This window comes from Sporosarcina sp. GW1-11 (assembly GCF_033088395.1).
Taxonomy (GTDB): domain Bacteria; phylum Bacillota; class Bacilli; order Bacillales_A; family Planococcaceae; genus Sporosarcina.
Genome location: NZ_JAPMIW010000029.1, coordinates 1 through 26,162 on the forward strand (window position 1 = coordinate 1; position 26,162 = coordinate 26,162).

Consider the following 26,162-nt stretch of genomic DNA (forward strand, 5'->3'; position numbering starts at 1 on the left):
GTCTCGCCAGTCAGTAGAATGAAAATTCGATTAGCTCGAGTTTCATTTGCTGGCATCAATTAAGATACTCATTTTGTTTATGTCACCGACAGAGTCGATGCACAAACGTTTATTTCGTTAACGTTTTGCTGTTCAGTTTTCAAGGTTCGTGTTTTGCGCTTCTTGTAAAAGCGACTTCTCTAATATAGCATCTTTCTCTCTCACTCGTCAAGCACTTTTTAAAAATTCTTTTTTCGGAGTGATGTACGCTTTGTGTTGAGAACATATCTCCCAAGCGACATTTACTATAATAGCATGCGCCTATTTAATATGTCAACAACTTTCTTAATAAAATTATAGAGCGTTCAGAAGAACCGCTCTACATCTTCTAATACTCCCTTGCTATGCGGTATTCTCTATGAAACAGAAACTCATTCTTAGATTTTACATTAGTAGTCTCAATCAGTCTTTTATCAATTAAGTACTCAATAAAAAACTCTAAGTCAGATGAATACAAAGACAATTCGTCTTGTTCATGCAACTCTTGAATAGTCCAAGAACTTTTTCGACTTAAAATTTCAAGCAAATGTTCAGAAGCTTCGTTCGTATAATTATGAATGAAAAATTCACTTGCAAGGAAAACCAAATCTAATCGCTTCTCAAGCTCCTCTTCACTGCCAATCAATTCATCATATAATTTATAAACGGCATGATCTATCTTTTTCATTTGGGACCATACGGTGTTTTCAGGCAATGTATTGTGTTTAATAGCGACCATCCTTGCTAGATGATGTAGTGAAGTAATTGCATATAGATTGGAATCCATATACTGTTTTCTTTCAAAGTGAATTTTCCCTTCATTATAAGCGCGAATCATTTTAGCTAATTCCATACCCATTTTAATACCCTTGCCGAATAATGGTTCTTCAGATAACCTTTGCTTCAGTCGCTCTGCATACTCATCACGGTCAAAATAGATCTTCCCTAAAATTAACCAATCAATAATTTTCTTATTTGTTCCAACTAGCAACCAATGTAGTAATTGCTGCTCACTAATGATATGCATAGCTGCTTTTCGTTGGCCATCTGAATAGTGTTTTGTTTGAATACGTACATCATTATTTGAAGTAATGATCAATAAAATTTCATCGAATGTATCGGTAATCGGATCGTCTTCTCTTTGGTTTCCGATTAGAAGTACACTAAGTGTCTCTGACAAACTAGCTCTTTCCTGGTATACCGGCCGTAGCATTTGTTCCACTTTCTCGCCTCCCAGTCTATTCTTAACGCCTCGAATACTCTATTTCGACGAATTTCACATAAAATCCTTTAATTTAAAGGGAGATTGTACTGCATTTTTTTCATAATATGATATATTAGTTGAGGATAGTGCATAGGAGGATATAATAGATGAAACCTTATAAAAATAAAATAAATCGCATTCGTTCATTCGCCCTGTCTCTCATTTTCATCGGGGTTGTCATTATGTACATCGGAATCTTCTTCCGTTCCAATGAAATCGTGATGTTGATTTTCATGTTCCTAGGCATGATAGCAATTATAGGAAGTACGGTTGTTTACGCTTGGATCGGTACATTATCTACACGAGCCGTACGAATTAAATGTCCAAACTGTGGAAAGCACACGAAAATGCTTGGACGAGTAGATATGTGTGGACATTGCCGTGAACCGTTGACGTTAGATCCAGAATTGGAAGGTAAAGAATTCGACGTTGCCTACAATAAAAACAAAAAATCATAACAAGAATCAGCTAAATAAAAAAGAGTGTAACCCTCAAGGGCTACACTCTTTTTTATTGTACTTTTGTTTTTTGATTTGCCGCACAAACTGGGCACGTACCATACACTTCTAATCGATGTGAATTCACTTTAAAACCAGTTACATGCGCTGCTAGACGTTCCACTTCTTCTAAACCAGGATGATGAAAATCTACAATCTTTCCACAATCATCACAAATAATATGGTAGTGATCATGAGTCACGAAATCAAAACGACTCGATGCATCGCCGTACGTCAACTCTTTTACAAGTCCCGCATTTTGAAACACACGTAAATTATTATAGACTGTCGCTACACTCATGTTAGGAAAATCGGCTTCAAGTGCTTTATAGATTTCATCAGCTGTCGGATGGGATTGAGAAGTGATTAAATACTCCAGAATCGCATGTCGCTGTGGAGTAATCCGCACACCACTTTCTTTTAACGTTACAAGCGCGTCTTTCAAAAATACTCCAGACATCGTAATGCACCTCACTTCATAAAGATTACTTCTTTATAATCATTATAATTAGTGTACTCAATTAAGAGGTGCATTGTCAACTTTTCTGCTAATGATCAACATACTTCATAATTGTAAAATGATTAGTAACCTTTAGATAAATCGACTTTGTTCACAAGTTCTTTGTCTCCCGCAAGCCATTTTGCCAAGTTCGTTTCCATTATACCGAGAGAACGCTTAATATATTGGTCAGATAAACTGGACATATGCGGCGATACCGTACAGTTCGGGAGTTCCCAAAGTAGGCTAGAGTCAGCTAAAGGTTCCGTCTCAAACACATCTAGCACCGCATGACGGATTTCGTTGTTTTGCAATGCATCAATGATGATTTGCTCTTTAACTGCATCTCCTCTCCCAACATTGATAAAGATAGCTGAATTTTTCATCGCCTCAAAGTGCTCGGGTTGATAAATCCATCTTGTATCAGGCGTGCTCGGCAAAACAGATATCACGTAATCCACTTCAGGCAATTTCCCCATAATTTCAGGGAAAGATATCGTTTCATTCATTGACGCACATTTACGTCCTGAGCGATTACAACCAATTGTATGTACATTAAAAGCTTGTAAAAGTCTGCCGATTTCACCACCAATCTCGCCTGTACCGACGACTAATGCCGTGGATCCGTTCACTTCACCAGGTATTGCATCTAATTTCCAGCGCTTTTCTACCTGTCTTTGATAAATACCAGGTAATCCCCGCTCAAGCGATAGTAAATGGGCAAGTACTGATTCCGCCAACGGCATTTTATGAACACCACGAGAATTCGTGACGATTACGCCTTTTTCTTGCAAAGCTTCTAACGGAAGTGTATCCACACCTACCGCCGCCAACATGACCCATTTTAATGCATTCGCACGCGCTATTATTTCTGGTGTCAAATCCTCCCCTTCTGTCGCAATCACATCTACATCTTCCAATGAAACTTCTTCAATAGAAGTCGTATACATAAATTCAACATGTGGATACTGCTCAGTAATTTTTTCTCTGAATGACGTTTTCACTCTAAACGTAAATAATACCTTCATAGCCGCTCCCCCTATTTAGTTAATTCTCGAAGTGTCATAAGCGCGTTTTCCACATGGCCTTTTACACGAACTTTCCGCCACTCCTTTACAACTATACCTCTCGGATCAATTAAAAACGTTGATCGTTCAATGCCCATATACTCTTTACCAAAGTTTTTCTTCAACTTCCATACACCATATTGCTCAGCTACCGCATGGTCTTCATCGACTAGTAGCGAAAATGGCAATCCATGCTTTTCTATGAATTTCTGATGCGATGCTTCATGATCGGGACTGACTCCTAAAATTACCGCGTCTAATTCTTCAAAATCTTTCATTGCATCACGGAAATCACAAGCCTCTGTCGTACATCCTGGTGTTGAGTCTTTCGGATAAAAGTACAACACTACATACTTTTCTCCTTTAAACTGTTCTAATGAAACAACTTCACCTTTCTCGTTATTTAAAGTGAACAATGGTGCTTGTAGACCTTCTAACGTCTCCATTATAAAACCCCCTATATATTTTCAACTTGTTATATCTTTCGATTGACTCCTTTCTTATCGTAGCTGAAATTATTGAATTTTTCAATTTGCCGCATCATGACGCTGAAGGTGGAGACTTGCTACGAATTAGTGCTAAAATGAAAAGCGTATAATTGATTTGGAGGAATTACAAATGAACCGAAAAAATTCAGAAGCAATCTACGCAGAAGCATGTGAACATATCGTAGGTGGAGTTAACAGTCCTGCACGCAGCTACAAAGCGGTTGGCGGTGGAGCACCTACTGTTATGGAACGTGCACGAGGTGCTTATTTTTATGATGTGGATGGTAATCGCTATATTGACTACTTAGGAGCGTATGGTCCGATTATTACAGGTCACGCACATCCCCATATTACAAAAGCTATCACGACAGCAGCAGAAAACGGGGTTTTATACGGAACACCTACGCGTCACGAAGTCCAGTTCGCGAAAATGTTGAAGGACGCTATTCCCGGAATGGATAAAGTACGTTTCGTGAACTCGGGAACGGAAGCCGTTATGACGACAATCCGCGTTGCAAGAGCATATACTGGCCGTACAAAGATTATGAAATTTGCAGGTTGTTACCACGGACACTCCGATTTAGTATTAGTCGCAGCTGGTTCAGGTCCTGCGCAACTCGGAACTCCAGACTCAGCAGGTGTTCCGTCTTCAATCGCAAATGAAGTCATTACAATTCCTTTCAATGATCCGGAGAGCTATAAAGTAGCGATGGACAAATGGGGTGACGAACTAGCTTGTATTCTAATCGAACCAATCGTTGGGAACTTCGGAATCGTAGAGCCTAACGAAGGCTTTTTAGAACTAGTTCATGAGTTGGCGGGAGCAAAGGGTGTACTCACTGTATATGATGAAGTAATTACCGCATTCCGCTTCCATTATGGTGCTGCGCAGACATTGCTTGGACTTCAACCAGACCTCACTGCTTTCGGTAAGATCATTGGTGGCGGTTTGCCTATCGGTGCGTATGGTGGCAAAAAAGAGATTATGTCACAAGTAGCACCACTTGGTCCTGCGTATCAAGCGGGGACAATGGCAGGAAATCCAGCATCTATGATAGCCGGGATTGCTTGCTTAGAAGTCTTACAAGAGCCAGGTGTTTACGATGAAATGGCTCGCCTCGGTAGTTTATTGGAGGATGGCATTTTACAGCTAGCAAAGAAACACGGCATTGACATGACGATCAATCGTTTAGGCGGTGCGTTGACGTTATTCTTCACTGATGTCACTGTAGAAAATTATTTACAAGCGGAAGCGACAGACGGCGAACTGTTTGCACGTTTCTTTAAAGAAATGTTGAAAAACGGTATTAATCTTGCACCTTCTAAGTATGAAGCTTGGTTCTTAACTACTGCACATACAGATAAAGATATCGAAGAAACTTTAGAAGCTGTAGATCGTTCCTTTAAAGTATTAGCGCAAAACGTAGATTGACCCCCTTACAACAATATTGTAAAGTAGCAAAAAAGAGATTTTTAAGGAAAGGAATTACCCAATGAAACTTGGTGCCCGCGTCTTAAAGACGGGTATTGCGATTGTATTTGCACTGTTTCTTGCAAATTTACTTGAGTTACCTACCGCAGTATTTGCAGGAATCGCAGCTATTTTTGCAATCCAGCCAACTATTTACAGATCCTATTTAACAATAGTCGAACAACTACAAGGTAACTTAATCGGTGCCGTAGTAGCAGTTGTCTTTACGCTAATTTTTGGTCCGCAATTAGTTATTGTTGGATTAGCTGCAGTCATCGTCATGATTATCATGTTGAAACTCGGCCTTGAGAAGTCTATTTCACTGGCACTTGTAACGATGATTGCTGTAATGGAAGTAAAAGGCGATGACTTCTTAACCTTTGCTTTACTGCGTGTCGCCACGATCCTTGTCGGTGTACTAGCAGCTTTCCTAGTAAATTTAGTATTCATGCCACCAAAATACGAAACAAAACTATTTCAAGCGATTCATCAAGCACAAGACGAAATCATTCGTTGGACGCGTCTAGCTGGTCGTCAAGCTTCTGAGCACTCTGCTACGAAAAAATCTTTAAGCAAAGTAAAAGAACGACTTACACAAATTGATCAACTATACTTATTATTTAAAGAAGAACGTAGTTATATTAAAAAAATTTCTGCTACTAAAGCAAGACGGCTCGTTGTGTATCGACAAATGATCACAACTACTCGTAGTAGTTACGATGTATTGAAAAGACTACATCAATTTGAAAATGAACTCATTAATCTGCCGGAACACTTCCGTATGATGATTCAAGAGCGTCTAGAGGCGTTACTCGTTTATCATGAGCAATTGCATTTAAAATTCGTCGGAAAGTTAAAAGCTGATCACGATGAAAATGGACTGCAAAGTGAATTTATTCAACGACAAGAAGTGATGGAGATTTTCGCAAAGGAAATCGCCTTAACAAAAGAGGAAGAGGAATTTTCAGCCTACCATTTACTTCACGTCCTTTCTTCTATTCTAAACTACGAAGAACAACTGGAACATTTAGATACGCTCATTATTTCTTATCAATCCCGATTCGAAGATGAGGACAATGCGTTAGAAGATGAATTCTTTTAAAAAAGTGGCGATGGATAAAAGTCCATCGCCACTTTTTATTATCCGCCTAGTTCTTGACGATTGAATAGCCCGGCATATATACCGTCTTTTCTTATCAATTCTTGATGCGTACCCGATTCTTTCAGTTCTCCATGATCAATTACATAAATGCAATCTGCGTGAGTAATTGTGGAAAGTCGATGCGCAACAATCAACGTCGTACGTTCATTCGCTAAACGATCAAGCGACTCTTGAATAAGTGCTTCACTTTCCAAATCAAGTGAGGAAGTCGCTTCATCCAAAATTAACAGGGCTGGGTTCTTCAAAAATACACGTGCAATCGCAATACGTTGCTTTTGCCCACCTGATAACTTCACGCCCCGCTCCCCGACTCGCGTATCATAACCTTCAGACAGCGTCTCAATGAAATCGTGCGCATTCGCTGCTTTAGCTGCCGCAATAACTTCCTCATCAGTTGCATCAGGCTTACCAATCAAAATATTACTTTTTACCGAGTCGCTAAATAAAATGGAATCTTGCAGTACCATGCCAATCTGATCACGCAACGACTTCACTTGTATATCTCGGATATCCTGTCCATCTACTCGAATTGCTCCTGCAGTAACATCATAGAAACGAGGAATCAAACTGATTATTGTCGACTTACCGCCTCCACTCATTCCAACAAGCGCTACGGTTTCCCCAGGACGAATGGTTAAGCTAATATTTTTCAACACTTCTTCTTCCTCATAAGCAAAGCTCACCTGGTCGAATTGGATTTCACCATCGATTGGTGGAAGTTGCTTAGCGTTTTCCTTATCCACTACATCATATTTCTCATTCATCAAATCCAACACCCGATCCATTGAAGCGAACGACTGCGTCAATGATGTTGAAGAATTGACTAATCGACGCAATGGTGAATACAAGCGTTCAATGAATGCGATAAACGCAACCATCGTTCCTACAGATAACGAGCCGTTGACTACTTGATAGCCCGCATAACCGATAACAAGTAACGGAGCGACATCGGTAATCGTATTCACAACAGCGAATGCTTTTGCGTTCCAACGGGTATGGTCAAGCGCACGATCTAAGAAATTATTATTCACTTCATCAAAGCGTTCTTGTTCTTTTTCCTCAATCGCAAAGCTTTTAATAATACTGACTCCCGCCACACGTTCATGCAAATAACTTTGAACATCTGCAAGTGCTTGGGATCTTTTTCTCGTCAATTTACGTAACTTCCCGAAGAAATGTTTAACACTGAATGCGTAAAATGGAAAAGCGATTAATGTTACGAGTGTCAGCTGCACATCAAGCGTTAGCATAATCGCAATCGCAATGATGATCGTTGCTATATCCAGCCAAACATTCATAAGCCCAATCATCACGAAGTTTTTCGTTTGCTCTACGTCATTGATGACTCGAGATATCACTTCACCAGCGCGTGTATTGGAATAAAAGCGTAAGCCTAGCTTCTGCAAATGGCTATAAAGCGACTGACGTATATCAAACAAAATTTTATTACTAACATACTGTGCGTAATATTGGCGATAATACTCAACGGGTGGACGTATCAAGAAGAATACAACAATCGTCCCGCCTAACCAATAAAATAAGTACTTCGTTTTATCTGAATCGGACATAGTCGGTGAACCGATAATGTCGTCAATTACAATCTTAATCAATAACGGTAAAAATAACGGAATAGCAAATTTCACTACTCCAATCAGAACAGTAAAGATGATTTGCCAGTTATACGGTTTTACGAATTGAAGATACCGTTTAATACTTTCCCCCATACTATTCCTCCTATGAATTCCCCAAACAATGCATTCAGTAAAAAAACCTGACTCGCACGAATGCAAGCAGGTCTAACGTTTTCCATTTTTTTCGTCCTGAAGTTGCTTATAGAACTCGTACCTAGATGTCCATACATCGATAAAGTCAGGTGCAAACGGTCCTTTCCTTTGTTTTATCCAGCCCAACAACTTCTTTAAATTGTCTTGTAAGATCTGGTCAATCACCTCAGGATAATTCATTTGACTTTTATGATCCGCATATTCATCTTCGTCTAATATTAAGTAGCTCATATCCGGGAAGACTTTTACATCTAAGTCATAATCGATATACTTTAATGACTTTTCATCGTATACAAATGGCGAACTCATATTGACATAATAATAGACACCATCTTCGCGTAGCATACAGATGATATTGAACCAGTTCTCCGCGTGAAAATAACAGATAGATGGCTCGCGTGTTAGCCATGTACGTCCGTCTGATTCAGTCACGAGTGTGCGTTCATTGCCTCCGATGATGATATTGCGGGTTCCTTTCAGTACGAGCGTCTCTTGCCAGACGCGGTGAATCTTGCCGTTATGTTTGTAGCTGTGGATCTGAATCGATTCTCCTTCTTTAGGAATTGCCATTTTCTATACCACCTTTGAGCCTTATACCACTACTCTTACTATCTGTTCATTATACCAACTGCGTTCCAAAATTTAAAACGTTTCAACCATCTATTTTGTATTTACATGAATTTCTCAGGACTCCTGGACATTTTATTCCATAATAAAACCGGTAGAAATGGCTTATGTTAGCCATTTCTACCGGTTTTGGGAGTACTCTTACTTAGTATGAACCTTTATTTTGGTTCATACTTGTACTCGAAGCGTTTTTCTTTTTCGCTTCGGCTTGTTGAATTTGCCTTTTCACTTCGTTTACATCTGTTTCAGATGCATATTCTTCATTCATAGAAGACTGCGCAGAGGCAGACTGCATATTCATAGCAGACTGTGCGTTTTGCTGACGAACTTGATTAACATCCGTCTCGGAAGCGAACTCCTCATTCATTGATTGCTGCATGGCAGATTGCGCATTCTGCTGACGTACTTTTTTAGCATCTGTTTGAGATGCATCGTATTGAGCATTTTGTTTTGGTTGCTTGGGCATGGATTATTCACCTCCGTACCCATCATGATGTCCATCTGACCTACATTTATTCAGATAGATATTATGAATTTTTTACCAATCGATATGATCGATCATTTTCAATACGGGTTTAGATTTTGGCAATTCCTTTATTTGTTCTTTCGTAAAGAACTGTAACGAATCATGCGTATCTATGTCACTAAGTTGCGCACGATAGGCATGGATATCCCACGTAACATGTGAAAACACATGAGGGAATCTCGCCAACTCCGTTACGTTTTTCAATTGCAAATCGCTTTCCTGTTCAAATGCTTCTATTGCATGTAACTCCTTTAGTTCAACCATTGGAAACTCCCATAATCCAGCAAGTAAGCCTGTGCTAGGTCTTTTTTGCATTAACCAGTTTCCTTCTTCATTTTGAATCGCAAATGAAGCGAGCGAGATGTGTTTCATCTTTTGCTTTTTAATTTTAATCGGCAGTTGCTGCTGTTTACCTTCTTCATGCGCGATACAAAAGTCGCGAACGGGACATAATAAACAACGAGGGTTAGGTGTACAAATGGTAGCTCCTAGTTCCATCAACGCTTGATTGAAGGATGATGGATCCTCTTCTGAAATAAGTTCCATTACCGCTTGTTCGAATATCTTTTTATTGCGTAATAATGCGATATCTTCTTCAATTAACAAAATTCTTGAGAGCACTCGCATGACATTACCATCAACTGCATGCTCTGGCACGCCATAGGCAATACTCAAAATGGCACCTGCTGTATAAGGCCCTACACCTTTTAACGTTGAAATCTCTTTTCGATTATTAGGCACAGTTCCACCATAACTTTCGACAACTTCCCGGACGCCGGATTGTAGATTACGGACCCGCGAATAATAGCCAAGACCTTCCCACATTTTCAGAATCTCTTCTTCCTCGGCATTCGACAAATCTTCCATCGTTGGAAACTTTTTTATAAATCGCTCGTAGTAAGGGATGACTGTGTCCACACGTGTTTGCTGCAACATCACTTCGGAGATCCAAATATAGTAAGGATTATTTGTTCTTCTCCAAGGTAAATCTCTTTTTTCAGCTTCATACCAAGTCAATAAAGCCTGTTGGAAAGCCTGTTTCTGTTCAATTATATGCATAGTAATCTTGATTCTCCGTTCAAATACTTTTAGTTCTCACACAAATGGGTATATAATTAGTATAGTGTTCGACAATTACCGACTCTTTCGATAAAGGAGTGATTCTTTGGATACAGGCACACATATTGCTATGGGTGTAGCAATCAGCGGATTAGCTCTTGCAGATCCAGTTGTAGCATCTGATTCATTCACAATGGGTGCAGTTTTTGCGGGTATTATGGTTGGTTCTTTAATCCCTGATATTGATACTGTGCTTAAATTACGCAATAATGCCGTCTATTTGCGCAATCACAGAGGTATTACACATTCCGTTCCGGCTGTCATGTTATGGCCATTGGTGTTATCAATTATGTTGACTTTTATTGTTCCTGAATCCGTGTTTCTTCATGTTTGGGCATGGACATTTCTAGCAGTGTTCATACATGTTTTTGTAGATATATTTAATTCATATGGTACGCAAGCACTCCGTCCATTTTCGCAAAAATGGGTTGCGATTGGAGTCATCAACACATTTGACCCTATTATTTTCGGACTCCACGTCATCGCTATTTTGGCATGGTTTTTCGGTACAGAACCTGTTGCAACGATGTCAACATTATACATCGTTCTGTTCTTCTATTACTTACTGCGTTTCGCTGTCAAAGCCGCGGTGAAGAACGCCGTGAAAAAGACGTTGCCTGGCGCTACAGATATTTTCATCGCACCGACTATGAATTTTTTCCAATGGCGTATAGCAGCAACGACTGAAACAGATCATTATGTAGGACGGGCCTATGGGCGTTCGATTACTATTTATGATCGCTTCGAACGTGAGGTTATGCCGATGTCACCACAAGTAGAAGCGGCATTAAAAGATCCAAACTTAAAAGCCTTCGTTTCTTTCTCTCCTTTGTATCGCTGGTCAATCACACATGTGGAAGATTTATACGAAGTCCGATTGATCGATTTACGTTACAGAAGTAAAGGTTATTACCCATTTGTTGCAGTCGCGCATGTCAATGAAGAGTTAGAAGTAGTCAATTCCTATACAGGCTGGATTTTCTCAGAAGATAAACTTCGTAAAAAACTTAAGTTCATTCCAAATAATTAAAGAACGTTCGTGCGTAGTTGCACGAGCGTTCTTTTTGGTTTGTTGATACGAGAAAATAAACTCAGTGAGCAATTCGGGATTTGCGCTTCAGGAGGGGACGCTCCAATCCTATATGTAGGTTACAAGCACTGATAGACTTTATCGTAGTTATCAAGTGACTTGGTGTCTGCACGCTACCTTTTTTAAGTTCAAATGAAAATATAACGTCAAAAGCTGGATATTCCACTCCCTGACTTCAGGACTGGGAACTAGTGAAGTGAAGCGCAGTGTAACGGAATTCTTTCCACTTTTCCACTCTTTTACTTACTTCCCGCTTTTAACATCTTTCAACATTGCTAATGGCAAGGCTTCGACTGCTTTTTCTCCGCCTAGGCGATGGCCCCATGCGAATAAACCTTTTAAATAATCGACTTGGAAGAACACTCCTGTGTCGCCTTCAATACGATAAATTTCACCCGGCACTATCGTTGCTGGATCGACTAAGTATGATTGCACGAGAACCGCTTTACGCTGATGTACTGCATATTCACTAAGCATCCCCATCTGTTCCGCTTTTCGTGCCTTTTCCATAAGCAAACCTATTTCGGTGCGTAATTCATTTTCATTCATTTCACTATAATGTTTTTCAGTAGCCATCTTCTTCATTCCTTTTCTTTTCAATAAATTGATCAATTTGGTCAAGCGGGATTCCTTTTTGATACATTGATTGTTTTACACGCTGTCTAAGGTCGGCCCCCGAGTATTTGCTTTGATAACGTCTCCATGCCTTTTCTCCAAACTTCTCCGTAATGTCTGACCATTCTTCCTCATCACGTTCAATCGTTACTTTACCGAGCACTTCTGAAATTTGTTGATAGGAGAAACCTTTTCTAGCTAATGTGTTTTGGATTTTCTGCTTTACTTGCGCTGGAGGTTGAGAGCTGTTTGAGCGAATTGTTTTCTCAGCAAGCTTCATTGCGTTTTCCATCTGATTTTCCATTGTATATTCCTCCAATGCTTGAGTTTGAAGTTCTTTGGGTATACCTTTCTTATAGAGAGATTGTGCAATTGCCCGCGGTCCTTTTAATGAGCTGTTCTTTTCCGTACGTACGAGCGCTTCAGAAAAGGCTTCATCATCCAGGAAACCTAGTCGTTTTAATTTAACGATTGCTTCTAAGACAACTGCTTCGCCATAGTCTTTTTCAAGGAGCTTCTTTTTGACTTCCATCTCGCTTCGCATACGGAAAGATAAAAAGTGTAATGCGCGATTAAACGCTTTTTCAATTTGATCTGCGTAGACAATTTCATCAGCTGACCAATCGTCTAAAGACATTCCTTTTGTGAGTTCAAATTTCACAAGGACGGATTCATGGACGCTAAAAGCATATTGTCCATCTACAAAAATGTTATAACGTTCTTTATCTCTTTTTTGTTGTGATATTTTAGTAATAAGCGGCACTTCTTCATCACCTACTTTGTTCTAGTATACCGTTTCTTTCGGTGGTGGTCAGCAATAGTGTATTAATTTAGAGAGAATGGAGGGGAATCACTATGAGAGTGGTGATTACGGGAGGTACTGGTTTCATCGGCAGTATATTAACAAAGACATTGCAGAAACAAGGACATGACGTCATCATCTTCACACGCAAACCATCTTCTAAACATAATGGGGTGCAATATGTTCAGTGGTTGACTGATCACGCGGCACCTGAAAATGAAATTGGAGAAATAGATGCGATTGTGAATTTGGCTGGTGTATCGATAGACGATGGTCGCTGGACGGAAGAACGAAAAAAACAGATTCACGAAAGTCGGATAACAGCTACAACTGAGATTTTACGTATTATTAAGTCACTCCCTAAGAAACCGAGTGTATTAGTAAATGCAAGCGCGATCGGTATTTATCCACCATCGTTAACTGCGAAATATACAGAAGAATCAAAAGCAGTAGGGAATGATTTTCTTGCACAAACGGTTTATGATTGGGAGCATCTAGCACAAACAGCATCCGACTTTGACGTGCGTACTGTATTCACTCGATTCGGGATTGTCCTTGGTAAAGATGGAGGAGCACTTCCGCTTATCCAATTACCCTATAAATTATTTGCTGGTGGAAAGATTGGTTCCGGCAATCAATGGTTTTCGTGGGTTCACGTGGAAGATGTCGCAAATGCTATTCTGTTTTCATTGGAAAACGATTCGATTGAAGGACCAGTCAATGTAGTAGCACCTAGTCCGATGCATATGAATGCTTTCGGGAAGACGATTGCTAAAGTATTGCACAGACCGCATTGGTTCCCTGTCCCTAGTTTCGCAATGGAATTAGCTTTAGGTGAAAAGAGTATTATTGTGCTAAAAGGTCAACATGTATTTCCTAAGAAGCTACTTGAAAACGGCTTCACATTCAGCTATCCTTCGCTTGAATCCGCGTTAAAAAATTTATTGTAACGGATAAGCTTACAGCGATATTCACTCCTCTGTAAGCTTATTTACATAGAAAAAGTTCAACTACACATACTCTGTAAAAAGGAGTGATGTTGTATGGCTACACATATAGCAGGAATTTTCATGGCGATTTTTCTAGTCATAGTGGGAGTTATCGTCAATCCATTTGCTGTACAAGCAGAGGCGTTTCATTGGGGCTTCAAAAAAGCGACTGACGGCGTACCTCCTTCTGCAGGCGCTCAGCTAGATCAGCTACTTGATGAGTATGGTGCGATCTATAAAGGACGGGACGATAAGAAAGTGGTGTATTTAACATTTGATAATGGCTATGAAAATGGCTATACAGAAAGCATTTTAGATACGCTAAAAAAAGAGAAAGCACCCGCCACGTTCTTCTTAACGGGCCATTATGTAAAAAGCGCCAGTGATTTAGTAAAACGCATGGTGAAAGATGGACATGGTATTGGGAACCATTCATATGATCACCCGAATATGGCCAATTTATCTGAAAAACAAATGAAGGATGAATGGGAAAGATTAGATGACATACTGCGTGCAACGACTGGTCAAAAACGTACGATTTATGCACGACCACCGGAAGGAGTATTTAATGCGAAGTTGTTACAAGTAGGAAATGATCTTGGGTATAGACATATCTTCTGGTCTATCGCTTTCATCGATTGGCATCGAGATCAACCAAAAGGAAAAGCGTATGCCTATAATGAATTGATGAATCAACTGCATCCTGGTGCCGTTATTCTGATGCATACTGTATCTTCTGATAATGCCGAAGCTTTGCCAGATTTTATTCGCGAAGCTAAAAAACAAGGTTATAAATTTCACACACTTGATCAATTAGTAGATGAATACGATAACAAACAGTCGAATATCCAATAAATAAGAGACCTTATCTGTATGTAACTTACCAACAGATAAGGTCTCTAATTATTTGATTCGTCTTCAATTTGCATTTTTCATTCGTAGTTATCCAATATATATACTGCTATCGGACTGTACGGATCCCCTCCTTCGTTGTTATGTGTCTAGGATTCGATTCGTCTTAATAACTACGACCTCCTTTTCTTTTGATTATTCTAACTATAACAACTATTCAGTTATTTGTAAAGTGTTTTGTTCAAAAAAATAAAATAATCTTTTCCTTTCTATATAATAAGTAGCTCCTCTTTAGTCGATCCTAAAAAATCAGATTGAAAAAAGTAGCGTTTTCGTATACGATATCAATGATGGAAAGAGGTGGACGTATGGACACATCACATAATAAAGACCAAGTCATCGAACTGAAAAATCGCTTCAATCAATTCATTGAAACTTTAGAAGCAGTAGAACCGGAAAAGACGGACATCCAAGATATCGATCGTCTAATTACATTATTAGATGAGTTAGAAGAACAGATGGAAAGTTATAAAAAATAATATAGTTTAACGGGGGATTTGATATGTACATAGAGTCAATTGAAAAAAGTATGTATGACCTAATTTGCGAAACATCCACAAACTTACCTAAGGATGTTCGCCGTGCAATCCTTGCAGCGAAAGAAAAAGAAAACAAAGGTACAAGTTCAGCAATGAGCCTTGACACAATTGCAAAAAATATCAATATGGCAGACGATAAGCTATCTCCTATTTGCCAAGATACTGGACTCCCTACGTTCAAGATTAAAACACCCATTGGAGTTAACCAATTAGAGATCAAAGCGGCTATCCTCAATGCAATAGAACTTGCTACTAAACACGGTAAGCTTCGTCCAAACGCAGTTGATTCATTAACTGGTGATAATAGTGGAAATAACTTAGGTGTTGGCCTACCTGTTGTGAAGTTCGAACAATGGGAAGAAGATTATATTGAAGCGAAGTTAATTCTTAAAGGGGGCGGATGTGAAAACAAAAACATCCAGTATAGCCTACCTACTGAACTTGAAGGTCTTGGACGTGCAGGACGTGATTTAGATGGAATCCGTAAGTGTATCTTACATTCCGTTTATCAAGCACAAGGACAAGGTTGTTCTGCTGGATTTATCGGTGTAGGAATCGGTGGAGACCGTTCTTCTGGATATGACTTGGCGAAAGATCAACTATTCCGTGATGTTACAGACGTTAACCCGAATGCAAAACTTGCTCAATTAGAAGATTATATACTTGAAAAGGCAAACACGCTTGGAATTGGTACAATGGGCTTCGGCGGCGAGGCAACGTTGCTTGGATGTAAAATCGGCGTGATGCACCGAATTCCAGCAAGTTTCTATGTATCTGTAGCGTATAATTGCTGGGCATACCGTCGTATGGCAGTGAACATTAATGTTGAATCTGGAGAAATCACGGATTGGCATTATAATGAAGGTGAAAAAATTGCATTTGAACAACCCGCAGAAGAAACAAAATCAACTGCACGTGTTGTAGAATTACAAGCACCTATTTCAGAGGAAGAAATTCGTAACTTACGCGTAGGAGATGTTGTGAAAATCTCTGGTCGTATGTATACAGGACGCGATGCAATCCATAAGCATTTATCGGAGAATGACGCACCTGTAGATTTGGATGGCCAAGTGATCTACCACTGTGGACCTGTTGTATTGAAAAACGAAGAAGGAAAGTATGAAATTAAAGCTGCAGGCCCAACGACGTCTATTCGTGAAGAGCCGTATCAAGGCGATATCATGAAGAAGTTCGGAATTCGTGCAGTTGTCGGTAAAGGTGGCATGGGACCAAAAACATTAGCGGCACTTCAAGAGCATGGCGGCGTATACTTAAACGCAATCGGCGGAGCGGCACAATACTACGCAGACTGTATTAAAGAAGTAGAAGGCGTAGATTTACTAGAGTTCGGTATCCCAGAAGCTCTATGGCATTTACGCGTTGAAGACTTTACAGCTGTCGTCACAATGGACTCACATGGTAATAGTCTACATGCCGATATCGATAAATCTTCACTCGAAAAACTTTCTCAATACAAAGAAAAAGTATTCAACTAATCTCTCAAGTCTTTGGCTAGTTATGACTGTCAGGAAACTCTAACATATAGAGTCCCCTGACAGTCTTTTTTTATTGTTAGCGATATATTTACAAAAACTGAATCGTTTTTGTAACACTAATTCACAACAACTGCTATACTATAGATAATAACTATTATAACTTCATAATAATTCTCTTTAAACAACCAAAAAGTCGATTCTACTACTGTAGAATCGACTTTACTGCTTTAATTAGACATTTGAAATTGAAATTCATTATCAATTAGGAGGAGAGCAAATGACAACTCATATCAAAGAACACACCCCGCAAGAGATTGATTGGTCTGCTCGTTTTGAGTTACTAGCAGCCATATTATCTGGAGTTTTAATTTTAGCGGCTTGGCTAATTAGTAAAAGTGGCACAGAGACTATCTCAGTAACCTTGTATATTATAGCTTTTTTAATTGGTGGGTACGCCAAAGCTAAAGAAGGTATTGAAGAGACGATTAAAAACAAAGAGCTGAATGTGGAAATGCTAATGATTTTTGCGGCGATCGGCTCTGGAATTATTGGCTACTGGGCAGAAGGTGCTATTTTAATATTTATTTTCGCAATTAGCGGTGCACTAGAAACGTATACACTAAATAAAAGCCATAAAGAAATTTCTTCATTGATGGAATTGCAGCCTGAAGTCGCTTGGTTGATAAAAGATGACGGTAGTGAAGAAGAAGTATCGATCACTTCTTTATCTATCGGTGATGTTCTGCTCGTAAAACCGGGCGAACGCGTTCCAGTGGATGGGAAAGTGTTAAGTGGCATCACGTCCATTGATATGTCCGCAATTAATGGAGAGTCCATACCGGTTACAAAACAAGAAAATGATGAGTTATTCGCAGGTACAGTAAACCTTAGTGGTGCTATTCGGATGACGATGACGAAACCAAGCTCTGAGACACTATTCCAAAAAATAATTGCGATGGTTCAAAATGCACAAAGTGAAAAATCTCCTTCACAACAATTTATCGAACGTTTTGAAGGAACTTATGTAAAAATCGTCTTAGCGGCTGTTGTCATCATGATGTTCCTCCCCCACTTCTTATTCAACTGGGATTGGACGACAACATTTTACCGGGCGATTGTGTTGTTAGTCGTTGCATCTCCTTGTGCATTGATGGCTGCTATTATGCCAGCGACATTGGCGGCTGTGTCTAACGGTGCGAAAAGAGGCGTTTTATTTAAAGGTGGCGTTCACTTGGAGCATTTGAGTGCATTGAATGCTTTTGCTTTTGATAAAACGGGAACGTTAACGAATGGTAAGCCGATTGTAATGGACTTCATCGTTCGTGAAGGAACTAATCCTAAAGAAGCACTTGCTTTGTTTGCAGGGGTTGAGGCAATGTCCAATCATCCATTAGCTAAAGCCATCATTAGATATGCGGAGGAGCAACAAGTTACACCTGAACGTAATCTTCATATCGAAGATGTACCAGGCTACGGTATTAAAGCAGAAACAGCAATGGGCGATATTCGAATTGGTAATCCTAAATTCGTCGGAGTCGATTTAGTAGAAGACTTCGAACATAATATTGCTACTACGCTCGCTAATGAAGGTAAAACCGTTATTTTTATGAGAGATGACAAAGGCATTGTAGCATTAGCCGCATTGAAAGATACTTTACGAAAAGAAGCAGTATCTTCTATTAAAGCATTGCAAGCGCTTGGTATCCGTACAGTTATGCTTACAGGAGATAACGAAAAAACTGCACACGCGATCGCAGAAGAGGTTGGCGTAGATTCTTATGTAGCCGAATGCTTACCTGAAGAGAAAGTTATTGAGTTGAAGAAATTGCTTGATAAATATCGCACGGTAGGCATGGTAGGAGACGGCATTAACGACGCTCCTGCACTCGCAACCGCTACCTCAGGCATTGCAATGGGTGAAGGCACGGACGTCGCTCTGGAGACTGCTGACGTCGTACTCATGCAGAATGATTTGAATCGATTGTCATATGCGATCAAACTTTCAAGAAAAATGCAACGAATTGTCAAACAGAACGTATTCTTCTCTATAGCTGTTTTGATCATCTCTAACTTCATGCAAGTAGTCGATCTACCCCTAGGTGTAATCGGACACGAAGGGAGTACGATACTCGTCATCCTCAATGGCTTGCGGATGCTCAATAAAATAGAGTAAAAGACAAAAAAACAGGCAAGAGAGGAAGCATTTACTCTCTTGCCTGTTTTCATGATGTTACTTGTTTCTTTTTTTCATATCGCTCCTTCATTACTGCATTGATAGTACCACCGAGTATTAGAATTATAGCTGACAGATAGAGCCACATTATTAGGATAATAATACCTGCGATACTACCATATGTATTGGCGTAGCTACCGAAGTTACTAATGTAGAAAGAGAAAGCTAATGATGTAATAATCCATCCAATTGTAGCAAAAACGGACCCTGGAATCACACTCTTAAACTGTAGCTTAACATCCGGTACGAGCCAATATAATAATGAAAATACAGCAAAAATCAATACGGGCGGTATGGCAAATCGAATAGCAGTCCAGATCGTCAAGAACGAATCTTCCAATCCCATAAAGGAAAATAAGAATCTACCTATAGGTTCTCCAAATATCGGTAAAACCAAAGCAATAATGACAGTAGCAATTAACATAATCGTAAATGCGATAGACAAGCCTTTTGAAATAAAAAAGTTTCGCTCTTCTTCCACTTCATACGCTGAATTCAAACCTTTCGACACTGCACTCATACCTTTTGAAGCGGACCAAATGGTAGCAAGAATACCGACAGATAATAAGCCACCACTTCTATTATCTAGGACTTCAGACAATGTAGTTTCTATCAACGCCGCGGTGCTTTCTGGTGCGTACTCACGAATAAACATGAAAATCTGGCTTTGATCTAAATTTAAGTATGGTAACAATGTAAAAAGGAAGATTAATAGTGGAAATAATGACAATAAGAAAAAAAAGGCTAACTGTGAGCCGGCAGCAGAAACATCCAATTCTTTCACACGGATAATTAACTGCTTAAAGAAACCACTCGTTGTAGCCGGATTGAAATCTTCCTCTTCCCCATCTTTTACATCTTTAATGAATTTCTTCACCTTATCTGTTGCAGATGCATCATCCAATTCGGAAGAAGGGGTACGTTCATGATCTTTCATTTCATGTGTTCCCCTTTCGTTAATCGAATGAATACTTATTGATTCTCTAGCGGTATTACGTTTTTTTTTTGAACCATTGGGGGTAATGACTCATCCTTAGTTACAGTAGCAGTAGATGCCGCTGTGGAATCGTCCTCTATGATTTGTGCATATTCCGATTTAGAATCTGTGAACGCTTCTTTTGTATCTGCAAACATCTCTTTTACTTGTGGAGTCAATGTCTTAATTTCGTCCACTTGGGATTTAACGTATTCTACATCACCTTTTACTTGCTCGAATAACGTTTGCATTTGATCTTTCTTTTCTTGCAATTGATTTTTCATAACATCAGGATTTTCTTTGTAATACATCGCTTTTTCAAATGAAGTTCGCACCAATGTGACCGTTTGCTGTCTTGTATTGCGGTCTAACATACTAACAGCCGCACCAAGTAACGCGCCACCTACAATAAATGTTCCCAACTTATTAGAACCCATGAAATTCGCCTCCTCTTAACGTTAACCTTTCACTTCATTATACCCATACTACAAGTTACCAAACAATGAATGTGATACTTTATTTTTAAAAAAGCTTGACGTAGCGTTCTATCTTTTAGATTATTAAGAATAACATAAGTAAATATTTCTTCTAAAAGGAGATGATCATAAAATTTAACTAGTACATTTCAAGAAATTGGAGGGATTAAATGGAAATAATCACAAAGTTTTTAACCAGTGCTTCGAATATCATTTGGGGTCCACCGCTGCTTATTTTATTAATCGGTACCGGAATTTTTCTAACGTTTCGTTTAACATTTATTCAATTGCGATTATTACCTTATTCATTAAAACAAGTATTTTCAAGAAAGCACGACAAACGAGCTGACGGGGACATCACACAGTTCCAGGCACTTATGACAGCAATGGCGGCTACTGTTGGGGTTGGTAATATTGTTGGGGTAGCATCCGCAGTAGTCGCCGGAGGTCCAGGAGCCATTTTCTGGATGTGGCTAGCTGGATTTTTCGGGATGGCAACCAAATATAGCGAAGCCATTCTCGCGGTAAAATATCGTGTGAAGGATTCCAAGGGCTTAATGGCTGGCGGTCCGATGTACTATTTAGAACATGGTTTAAAACAGAAATGGCTCGGCGTATTATTTGCTCTCTTTGGAGCGCTAGCCGCTTTCGGTATCGGTAACGGAACACAGGCTAAAGCGGTAGCAGACGTAATGAGCAATACATTCAAAGTACCCCACTACATTACAGGTATTGCTCTCTTACTATTTGGCGCACTAGTTATTCTTGGCGGCATTAAATCAATCGGCCGCGTGACTGCATTTTTCGTACCTATTATGGCATTATTTTATTTCATCGCCGGCGCAATTGTCATGGTCTTGAATTTTGAACAAGTACCCGCAGCATTCGCACTGATTTTCTCTGATGCATTCACGGGGCAAGCAGTTGCAGGTGGTGCAATTGGGGCTGTAATTCGATTCGGTGTAGCAAGAGGACTATTCTCCAATGAAGCCGGTCTAGGTTCAGCTCCAATTGCAGCTGCAGCCGCAAAGACGGACTATCCTGGACGTCAAGCTCTTGTATCTATGACACAAGTTTTATTTGATACGTTGATCATCTGTTCAATTACAGGTGTAACGATTGTTATGAGTAATAAATGGCAAGATAAATCTATCGATGCAGGCGCTTTAACAGCAGAAGCATTCGGTTCATTCTTAGGAGGAGTCGGGCCAATTCTAGTTTCCATTGGTCTTGTATTCTTTGCAGCATCGACTATTTTAGGTTGGAGTTATTACGGCGAAAAATGCTTCCAGTATTTAATACCTAATCGTGCAGCTGTATTAATCTATCGAGTAATTTTTGTAGCATTCATTTATGTGGGCGCTACGTCATCACTAGACCTAGTATGGATCTTAGCGGACGTATTAAATGGTCTAATGGCAATTCCGAACTTGATTGGTCTTCTTGGTCTATCAGGTATCGTCGTAATGGAAACAAGACGTTTTAAAAAGAAAATAGACGAAGAACGACAAGAGCAAAACAAGTAATTGTTGACAGTTCAGTTGACAGCGTATCACTTTCATGAAATGATGGATTTGATAGGATAGAAAGGCGGTACTCGCATGGATTTATCTATACAATCACCTGAGAATATTTCATATATGATTGAAAAAATTAAAGAAAAACTTCGCATGGTGAATGTTGACGCAATGCGTTCAGAAAACTTTAGTACAGAGCAGTACGAAGACTTACGCTATATGTATGAAATGGTCATGAAGCGTGATAATATCACACCGAATGAAATGCAAGCTATTGCGGCAGAACTTGGTTCTATGCGCAAATAAAAAAGACTCCCACAGCGGGAGTCTTTTTTATTTAGTTTATTGTGGAATGATAGCTGTACCATCTTCCATAACTAGTGGTTGAATAAGCACTTCTACTCTTCGATTTTTACCACGGTTTTCCAACGTGTCATTTGGTACGATCGGCTTGTACTCTCCATAACCTTTCGCACTGAATAAATTGGGATTGACTTCGTTATTTTCTACAATAATTTTCAAAAACTCTACCGCCCGCATAACACTCAACTCCCAGTTTGAAGAAAACTGAGCATTATTGATTGGTATATTGTCTGTATGCCCTGTAATGATAACTTGTCGGGGCTTATCTAAAGTCAGCAACCGTGAAATATCATTTGCTAACCCTATGTATTGGGGCGCAATGGTTGCCTCACCAGATGCGAACAGTACACTGTCGCGTATCGTCAACAGTAATCCCTCAACTGTCAATTCAGTTTCAAATTGATTCTCTAATTCATTCACTGCAATATATTCATCTAAATTATCCTGCATTTCCTCCAACGACTTCTGATCTTCAAGATAAGATGAGTTTTCCTCCAACTTCCCTTTTGAATCATTTGGAACGGGTGTTGTCGTTGGAGCAGATTCATTCATAATGCCGCTCCCGCCACTTTCAAATATTTCATTAAACACTTGAGACATTTGTGCAAAACGCCCTTCATCCACTGAACTCGAGGCAAAAAGTACGATGAACAATGCAAGTAATAGTGTCAATAAGTCGGCATATGGCAGTAACCAGGATTCATTAATATGTTCGATTTCATGTTTCTTTTTCTTACGTTTCTTGGCCAACCTTACCAGCTCCTTCACCACTGTCTATAGCTAACTTCTTACGGTCTTCTACAGATAGATAAGATGCTAGTTTCTGTTCAATTACACGCGGTGCTTCTCCTTCCAACACGGAAAGAATTCCTTCAATAACCATGTTTCTCTGCCTAACTTCCTCTTTTGATTTCCGCACAAGCTTATTGGCAAATGGATGCCACAAAACGTACCCTGTGAAAATCCCCAATAACGTAGCGATAAATGCTGCCGAAATAGCGTGACCAAGTGCATCAATATTGTTCATGTCTTTTAGGGCAGCAATCAATCCGACAACAGCCCCCAAAACTCCAAGTGTTGGCGCGTACGTTCCCGCTTGGGTAAATATCAGCGCACCGACAGAATGCCGTTCTTGCATTGCTTCTACTTCTTCACTTAGTACATCACGAATATAATCAGCGTTTTGTCCGTCAATAGCCAAACCTAGTCCATTTTTTAAAAATGGATCATCAATTTCGTCAGTTTTCGCCTCTAATGCCAATAGGCCTTCACGTCTCGCTATGTCCGCCCAAGAAGAAAATAAACGAATAAGATCCGCATCGGAAGTGAAATTTTGCTGAGTGAAAATGATTTTGAATAACTTAGGTACCTTTTTTAACTCATTCATCGGGAATGCGATAATAACGGCCGCAATCGTTCCAGCAATGATAATGAGGATGGCTGCAGGGTTCAACAACGCATCAGGAGTTACACCTTTAAGCGTCATCCCAACGAGCAACGCCACAAAACCTAGTACTAATCCTACTATTGTGGATAAATCCATATTAAAATCCTCCAAGTTCAACATTCTTCTTATTACTTCGGTCATTGATCGCACTTCTTTAGATAAAACATGCGACAATTCATTGATATTTTATATAGTTTTATGTATTCCATATACTTTATCGTTGCGAACTATAATGTACACTTGTTACTATTGACATACTATGTAAAAGGAGATGTCATAATGGATCATTTTCAAAATCAACTTTCCAATTATGCTGAATTAGCAGTTAAGGTAGGAGTCAACATTCAGCCAGACCAATACTTATTTATTAGCGCTTCTACCGAGGTACCACAATTTGTACGTCTAATTGTCGAAAAAGCTTACGAAGCAGGGGCGCGCCAAGTATTTGTGGATTGGGTAGATGATGTAGTGACTCGCCTACGTTACGAAAAAGCACCAGAGAATTCATTTACTGAGTTCCCTTCATGGAAAAAGATGGAACGTGAAGAACTTGCTGAAAAAGGGGCCGCTTTCATGTCAATCGTTTCTCAAGATCCCGACTTGTTGAACGGCATTGATCCAAACCGTATTCGGGACAATCAAAAAGCTTCTAGCGCAGCGCTCAGCAAATTCCGTCAAGCTATGCAAGCCGATAAAATCAGCTGGACTGTACTAGCTGCGGCATCTAGTGCTTGGGCTGCAAAAGTCTTCCCAGATCAACCTAAAGAGAAACAAGTACCTGCGCTATGGGATGCGATTTTAAAAGCGGTACGGGCAGATCAACCGAATCCCGTCGATGCTTGGTTACGACACGATGAAAACCTACATGAAAAAGTAGATTATTTAAATGGAAAACATTATCTGAAACTCCATTATACAGCTCCAGGTACCGATTTAACAATAGAATTACCAGAAAAGCACTTATGGTGCGGAGCAGGCAGCGTCAACCAAGCAGGTCACGAATTTATGGCTAATATGCCTACGGAAGAAGTATTCACCGCTCCTTTAAAAAATGGTGTCAATGGCTATGTATCAAGTACAAAACCGTTAAGCTATGCAGGTACAATTATCGATCGCTTCAAACTCACGTTCAAAGATGGAGCAATTGTAGATGCTTCTGCTGAACAAGGCGAAGCGATTTTAAAGCAACTGCTTGAGACAGATGAAGGTGCCAAATATTTAGGTGAAGTGGCACTAGTTCCTCATGATTCACCCATTTCTAATTCGAATATTTTGTTCTACAATACATTATTTGACGAAAACGCCTCAAACCATTTAGCAATTGGTAGCGCTTATGCGTTCTGTCTAGATGGTGGTAAAGAAATGAATTCAGAGCAGTTACTGGAAAATGGTTTAAATCAAAGCTTAACACATGTGGACTTCATGATTGGCTCAAACACCATGGATATTGACGGAATCTTATCAGACGGCACATCAGAACCTATTTTCCGAAAAGGTAACTGGGCATTCTAAAATCCGTCACTTTTCATTCAAAGTTTTTAGTTGCTCTTAAAATTCAGTTGTAAATCGTGTATAATAAATACGAGAACATATCACTAATGGAAAGAGGGGCTTATAAATGGGCTTAATGTACACTACAGTTATCGGTTACATGGTCGTTCTTGGACTAGCATCTTGGTTTACAATGCACTTTTTAGCTGGCGCACTGGATTCATCTGACTCTGTTATTATCGATCCAAAACCTGAAAGCAGAAACTAATCTGCTTATGTTCCGATCATCGGATTTGGGTTTTCTAATTAAACTAGAGTTGCCCTATAGGCGACTCTTTTCTTTTAATATAAAATAGGTCCTGGAGGATTATTACATGACATCATTATCCGAAATTATGATTTTCAATGAATCGTTTGTTGAAGATAAAAAATACGAAGAGTTCGTCACAACTAAGTTCCCAAATAAGCGGATTGTCATACTAACTTGCATGGACACAAGACTCATCGAATTACTTCCGAAAGCTATGAACTTAAAAAATGGCGATGCAAAAATCATCAAAAGTGCTGGTGCTATTATCACACACCCATTCGGCGGTCTTATGCGAAGCGTTTTGGTCGCGGTTTATGAACTGCAAGCAGATGAAGTATATGTAGTAGGGCATCATGACTGTGGTATGGGATCGATTGATACTTC

General features: G+C 39.6%; 27 protein-coding genes and 1 pseudogene. 14 read left to right on the forward strand and 14 right to left on the reverse strand.

Annotated features, from left to right (window positions below):
* Window positions 1–367: 367 nt before the first annotated feature.
* The gene (locus ORD22_RS13830; RefSeq protein WP_317646742.1) at window positions 368–1,231 is read right to left on the reverse strand and encodes a nucleotidyltransferase-like protein; all 864 of its coding nucleotides are present in this window, start codon (window positions 1,229–1,231) and stop codon (window positions 368–370) included.
* A gap of 158 nt (window positions 1,232–1,389) precedes the next feature.
* Here ORD22_RS13830 and ORD22_RS13835 point away from each other — a divergent pair, with 158 nt between their 5' ends.
* Window positions 1,390–1,740 carry a YgzB family protein gene (locus tag ORD22_RS13835; RefSeq protein WP_317646698.1) on the forward strand — a complete coding sequence of 117 codons (351 nt, stop codon included), beginning with the start codon at window positions 1,390–1,392 and terminating at the stop codon, window positions 1,738–1,740.
* Between the two features lie 52 nt (window positions 1,741–1,792).
* On the opposite strand, the gene perR is transcribed toward ORD22_RS13835, so the two are convergent.
* The 3 genes from perR to bcp all read right to left on the reverse strand — a co-directional run bounded on the left by perR (window position 1,793) and on the right by bcp (window position 3,791).
* The gene (perR, locus tag ORD22_RS13840; RefSeq protein WP_317646699.1) at window positions 1,793–2,239 is read right to left on the reverse strand and encodes a peroxide-responsive transcriptional repressor PerR; all 447 of its coding nucleotides are present in this window, start codon (window positions 2,237–2,239) and stop codon (window positions 1,793–1,795) included.
* A gap of 122 nt (window positions 2,240–2,361) precedes the next feature.
* Window positions 2,362–3,306: an NAD(P)-dependent oxidoreductase gene (locus ORD22_RS13845; RefSeq protein WP_317646700.1), complete on the reverse strand. Its 945-nt coding sequence runs from the start codon at window positions 3,304–3,306 to the stop codon at window positions 2,362–2,364.
* 11 nt (window positions 3,307–3,317) lie between these two features.
* On the reverse strand, window positions 3,318–3,791 hold the full coding sequence (gene bcp / locus ORD22_RS13850; protein ID WP_317646701.1) for a thioredoxin-dependent thiol peroxidase: 474 nt from the start codon (window positions 3,789–3,791) through the stop codon (window positions 3,318–3,320).
* Between the two features lie 172 nt (window positions 3,792–3,963).
* Between bcp and ORD22_RS13855 the strand changes: the two genes are divergently transcribed.
* Together ORD22_RS13855 and ORD22_RS13860 are read left to right on the forward strand one after the other, a co-directional pair.
* A complete protein-coding gene (locus ORD22_RS13855; protein ID WP_317646702.1) occupies window positions 3,964–5,265 on the forward strand; it encodes a glutamate-1-semialdehyde 2,1-aminomutase in 1,302 nt (433 codons plus the stop codon).
* Window positions 5,266–5,326: 61 nt separating this feature from the next.
* A complete protein-coding gene (locus ORD22_RS13860) occupies window positions 5,327–6,406 on the forward strand; it encodes an FUSC family protein (RefSeq protein ID WP_317646703.1) in 1,080 nt (359 codons plus the stop codon).
* A 38-nt stretch (window positions 6,407–6,444) separates the two neighbouring features.
* Here the strand turns inward: ORD22_RS13860 and ORD22_RS13865 are convergent, their stop codons facing one another.
* The 4 genes from ORD22_RS13865 to mutY all read right to left on the reverse strand — a co-directional run bounded on the left by ORD22_RS13865 (window position 6,445) and on the right by mutY (window position 10,462).
* Window positions 6,445–8,190, reverse strand: a complete 1,746-nt coding sequence (locus ORD22_RS13865) for an ABC transporter ATP-binding protein (RefSeq protein WP_317646704.1) — start codon at window positions 8,188–8,190, stop codon at window positions 6,445–6,447.
* Window positions 8,191–8,262: 72 nt separating this feature from the next.
* Window positions 8,263–8,820, reverse strand: coding sequence for a nucleoside tri-diphosphate phosphatase (gene ntdP / locus ORD22_RS13870; RefSeq protein ID WP_317646705.1), 558 nt, complete (start codon window positions 8,818–8,820; stop codon window positions 8,263–8,265).
* Between the two features lie 202 nt (window positions 8,821–9,022).
* Window positions 9,023–9,343: a gamma-type small acid-soluble spore protein gene (locus ORD22_RS13875; RefSeq protein ID WP_317646706.1), complete on the reverse strand. Its 321-nt coding sequence runs from the start codon at window positions 9,341–9,343 to the stop codon at window positions 9,023–9,025.
* A 72-nt stretch (window positions 9,344–9,415) separates the two neighbouring features.
* Window positions 9,416–10,462 (reverse strand): A/G-specific adenine glycosylase, encoded by a 1,047-nt coding sequence (gene mutY, locus ORD22_RS13880; RefSeq protein WP_317646707.1) that lies wholly within the window; start codon window positions 10,460–10,462, stop codon window positions 9,416–9,418.
* A gap of 106 nt (window positions 10,463–10,568) precedes the next feature.
* Here mutY and ORD22_RS13885 point away from each other — a divergent pair, with 106 nt between their 5' ends.
* Window positions 10,569–11,552 (forward strand): metal-dependent hydrolase, encoded by a 984-nt coding sequence (locus ORD22_RS13885; protein WP_317646708.1) that lies wholly within the window; start codon window positions 10,569–10,571, stop codon window positions 11,550–11,552.
* A 303-nt stretch (window positions 11,553–11,855) separates the two neighbouring features.
* Here the strand turns inward: ORD22_RS13885 and ORD22_RS13890 are convergent, their stop codons facing one another.
* Window positions 11,856–12,188, reverse strand: a complete 333-nt coding sequence (locus ORD22_RS13890) for a YfhH family protein (RefSeq protein WP_317646710.1) — start codon at window positions 12,186–12,188, stop codon at window positions 11,856–11,858.
* Window positions 12,178–12,990, reverse strand: coding sequence for a recombination regulator RecX (gene recX / locus ORD22_RS13895; RefSeq protein WP_317646711.1), 813 nt, complete (start codon window positions 12,988–12,990; stop codon window positions 12,178–12,180). The genes ORD22_RS13890 and recX overlap by 11 nt, the downstream gene beginning before the upstream one ends.
* Window positions 12,991–13,082: 92 nt before the next feature.
* Between recX and ORD22_RS13900 the strand changes: the two genes are divergently transcribed.
* From ORD22_RS13900 to ORD22_RS13920, 5 genes are all read left to right on the forward strand, one after another.
* Window positions 13,083–13,979: a TIGR01777 family oxidoreductase gene (locus ORD22_RS13900; protein ID WP_317646712.1), complete on the forward strand. Its 897-nt coding sequence runs from the start codon at window positions 13,083–13,085 to the stop codon at window positions 13,977–13,979.
* Window positions 13,980–14,072: 93 nt separating this feature from the next.
* Window positions 14,073–14,873: a delta-lactam-biosynthetic de-N-acetylase gene (gene pdaA / locus ORD22_RS13905; protein WP_317646713.1), complete on the forward strand. Its 801-nt coding sequence runs from the start codon at window positions 14,073–14,075 to the stop codon at window positions 14,871–14,873.
* 344 nt (window positions 14,874–15,217) lie between these two features.
* Window positions 15,218–15,409 carry an SE1561 family protein gene (locus tag ORD22_RS13910; RefSeq protein WP_317646714.1) on the forward strand — a complete coding sequence of 64 codons (192 nt, stop codon included), beginning with the start codon at window positions 15,218–15,220 and terminating at the stop codon, window positions 15,407–15,409.
* A gap of 23 nt (window positions 15,410–15,432) precedes the next feature.
* Window positions 15,433–16,965, forward strand: coding sequence for a fumarate hydratase (locus tag ORD22_RS13915; RefSeq protein WP_317646715.1), 1,533 nt, complete (start codon window positions 15,433–15,435; stop codon window positions 16,963–16,965).
* A 277-nt stretch (window positions 16,966–17,242) separates the two neighbouring features.
* Complete coding sequence (locus ORD22_RS13920) at window positions 17,243–19,138, forward strand: heavy metal translocating P-type ATPase (RefSeq protein WP_317646716.1); 1,896 nt, start codon at window positions 17,243–17,245, stop codon at window positions 19,136–19,138.
* A gap of 49 nt (window positions 19,139–19,187) precedes the next feature.
* On the opposite strand, the gene ORD22_RS13925 is transcribed toward ORD22_RS13920, so the two are convergent.
* Window positions 19,188–20,135, reverse strand: coding sequence for a YihY/virulence factor BrkB family protein (locus ORD22_RS13925; RefSeq protein ID WP_317646718.1), 948 nt, complete (start codon window positions 20,133–20,135; stop codon window positions 19,188–19,190).
* Between the two features lie 35 nt (window positions 20,136–20,170).
* Window positions 20,171–20,611, reverse strand: a complete 441-nt coding sequence (locus ORD22_RS13930) for a YtxH domain-containing protein (protein WP_317646721.1) — start codon at window positions 20,609–20,611, stop codon at window positions 20,171–20,173.
* Window positions 20,612–20,820: 209 nt separating this feature from the next.
* Between ORD22_RS13930 and ORD22_RS13935 the strand changes: the two genes are divergently transcribed.
* Window positions 20,821–22,176, forward strand: a complete 1,356-nt coding sequence (locus ORD22_RS13935) for an alanine/glycine:cation symporter family protein (RefSeq protein WP_317646722.1) — start codon at window positions 20,821–20,823, stop codon at window positions 22,174–22,176.
* 75 nt (window positions 22,177–22,251) lie between these two features.
* Window positions 22,252–22,473: a DUF1128 domain-containing protein gene (locus tag ORD22_RS13940; RefSeq protein WP_317646723.1), complete on the forward strand. Its 222-nt coding sequence runs from the start codon at window positions 22,252–22,254 to the stop codon at window positions 22,471–22,473.
* A 36-nt stretch (window positions 22,474–22,509) separates the two neighbouring features.
* Here the strand turns inward: ORD22_RS13940 and motB are convergent, their stop codons facing one another.
* The gene (gene motB, locus ORD22_RS13945; protein ID WP_317646725.1) at window positions 22,510–23,280 is read right to left on the reverse strand and encodes a flagellar motor protein MotB; all 771 of its coding nucleotides are present in this window, start codon (window positions 23,278–23,280) and stop codon (window positions 22,510–22,512) included.
* Window positions 23,264–24,073, reverse strand: coding sequence for a flagellar motor stator protein MotA (gene motA / locus ORD22_RS13950; RefSeq protein WP_317646727.1), 810 nt, complete (start codon window positions 24,071–24,073; stop codon window positions 23,264–23,266). Before motA ends, motB begins: the two co-directional genes overlap by 17 nt.
* Before the next feature lie 183 nt (window positions 24,074–24,256).
* Between motA and ORD22_RS13955 the strand changes: the two genes are divergently transcribed.
* The 3 genes and pseudogenes from ORD22_RS13955 to ORD22_RS13965 all read left to right on the forward strand — a co-directional run.
* Window positions 24,257–25,489 (forward strand): aminopeptidase, encoded by a 1,233-nt coding sequence (locus ORD22_RS13955; protein ID WP_317646729.1) that lies wholly within the window; start codon window positions 24,257–24,259, stop codon window positions 25,487–25,489.
* 106 nt (window positions 25,490–25,595) lie between these two features.
* Window positions 25,596–25,736 carry a hypothetical protein gene (locus ORD22_RS13960; RefSeq protein WP_205407160.1) on the forward strand — a complete coding sequence of 47 codons (141 nt, stop codon included), beginning with the start codon at window positions 25,596–25,598 and terminating at the stop codon, window positions 25,734–25,736.
* 106 nt (window positions 25,737–25,842) lie between these two features.
* A pseudogene (locus ORD22_RS13965) lies at window positions 25,843–26,162 on the forward strand (carbonic anhydrase); the annotation flags it as partial.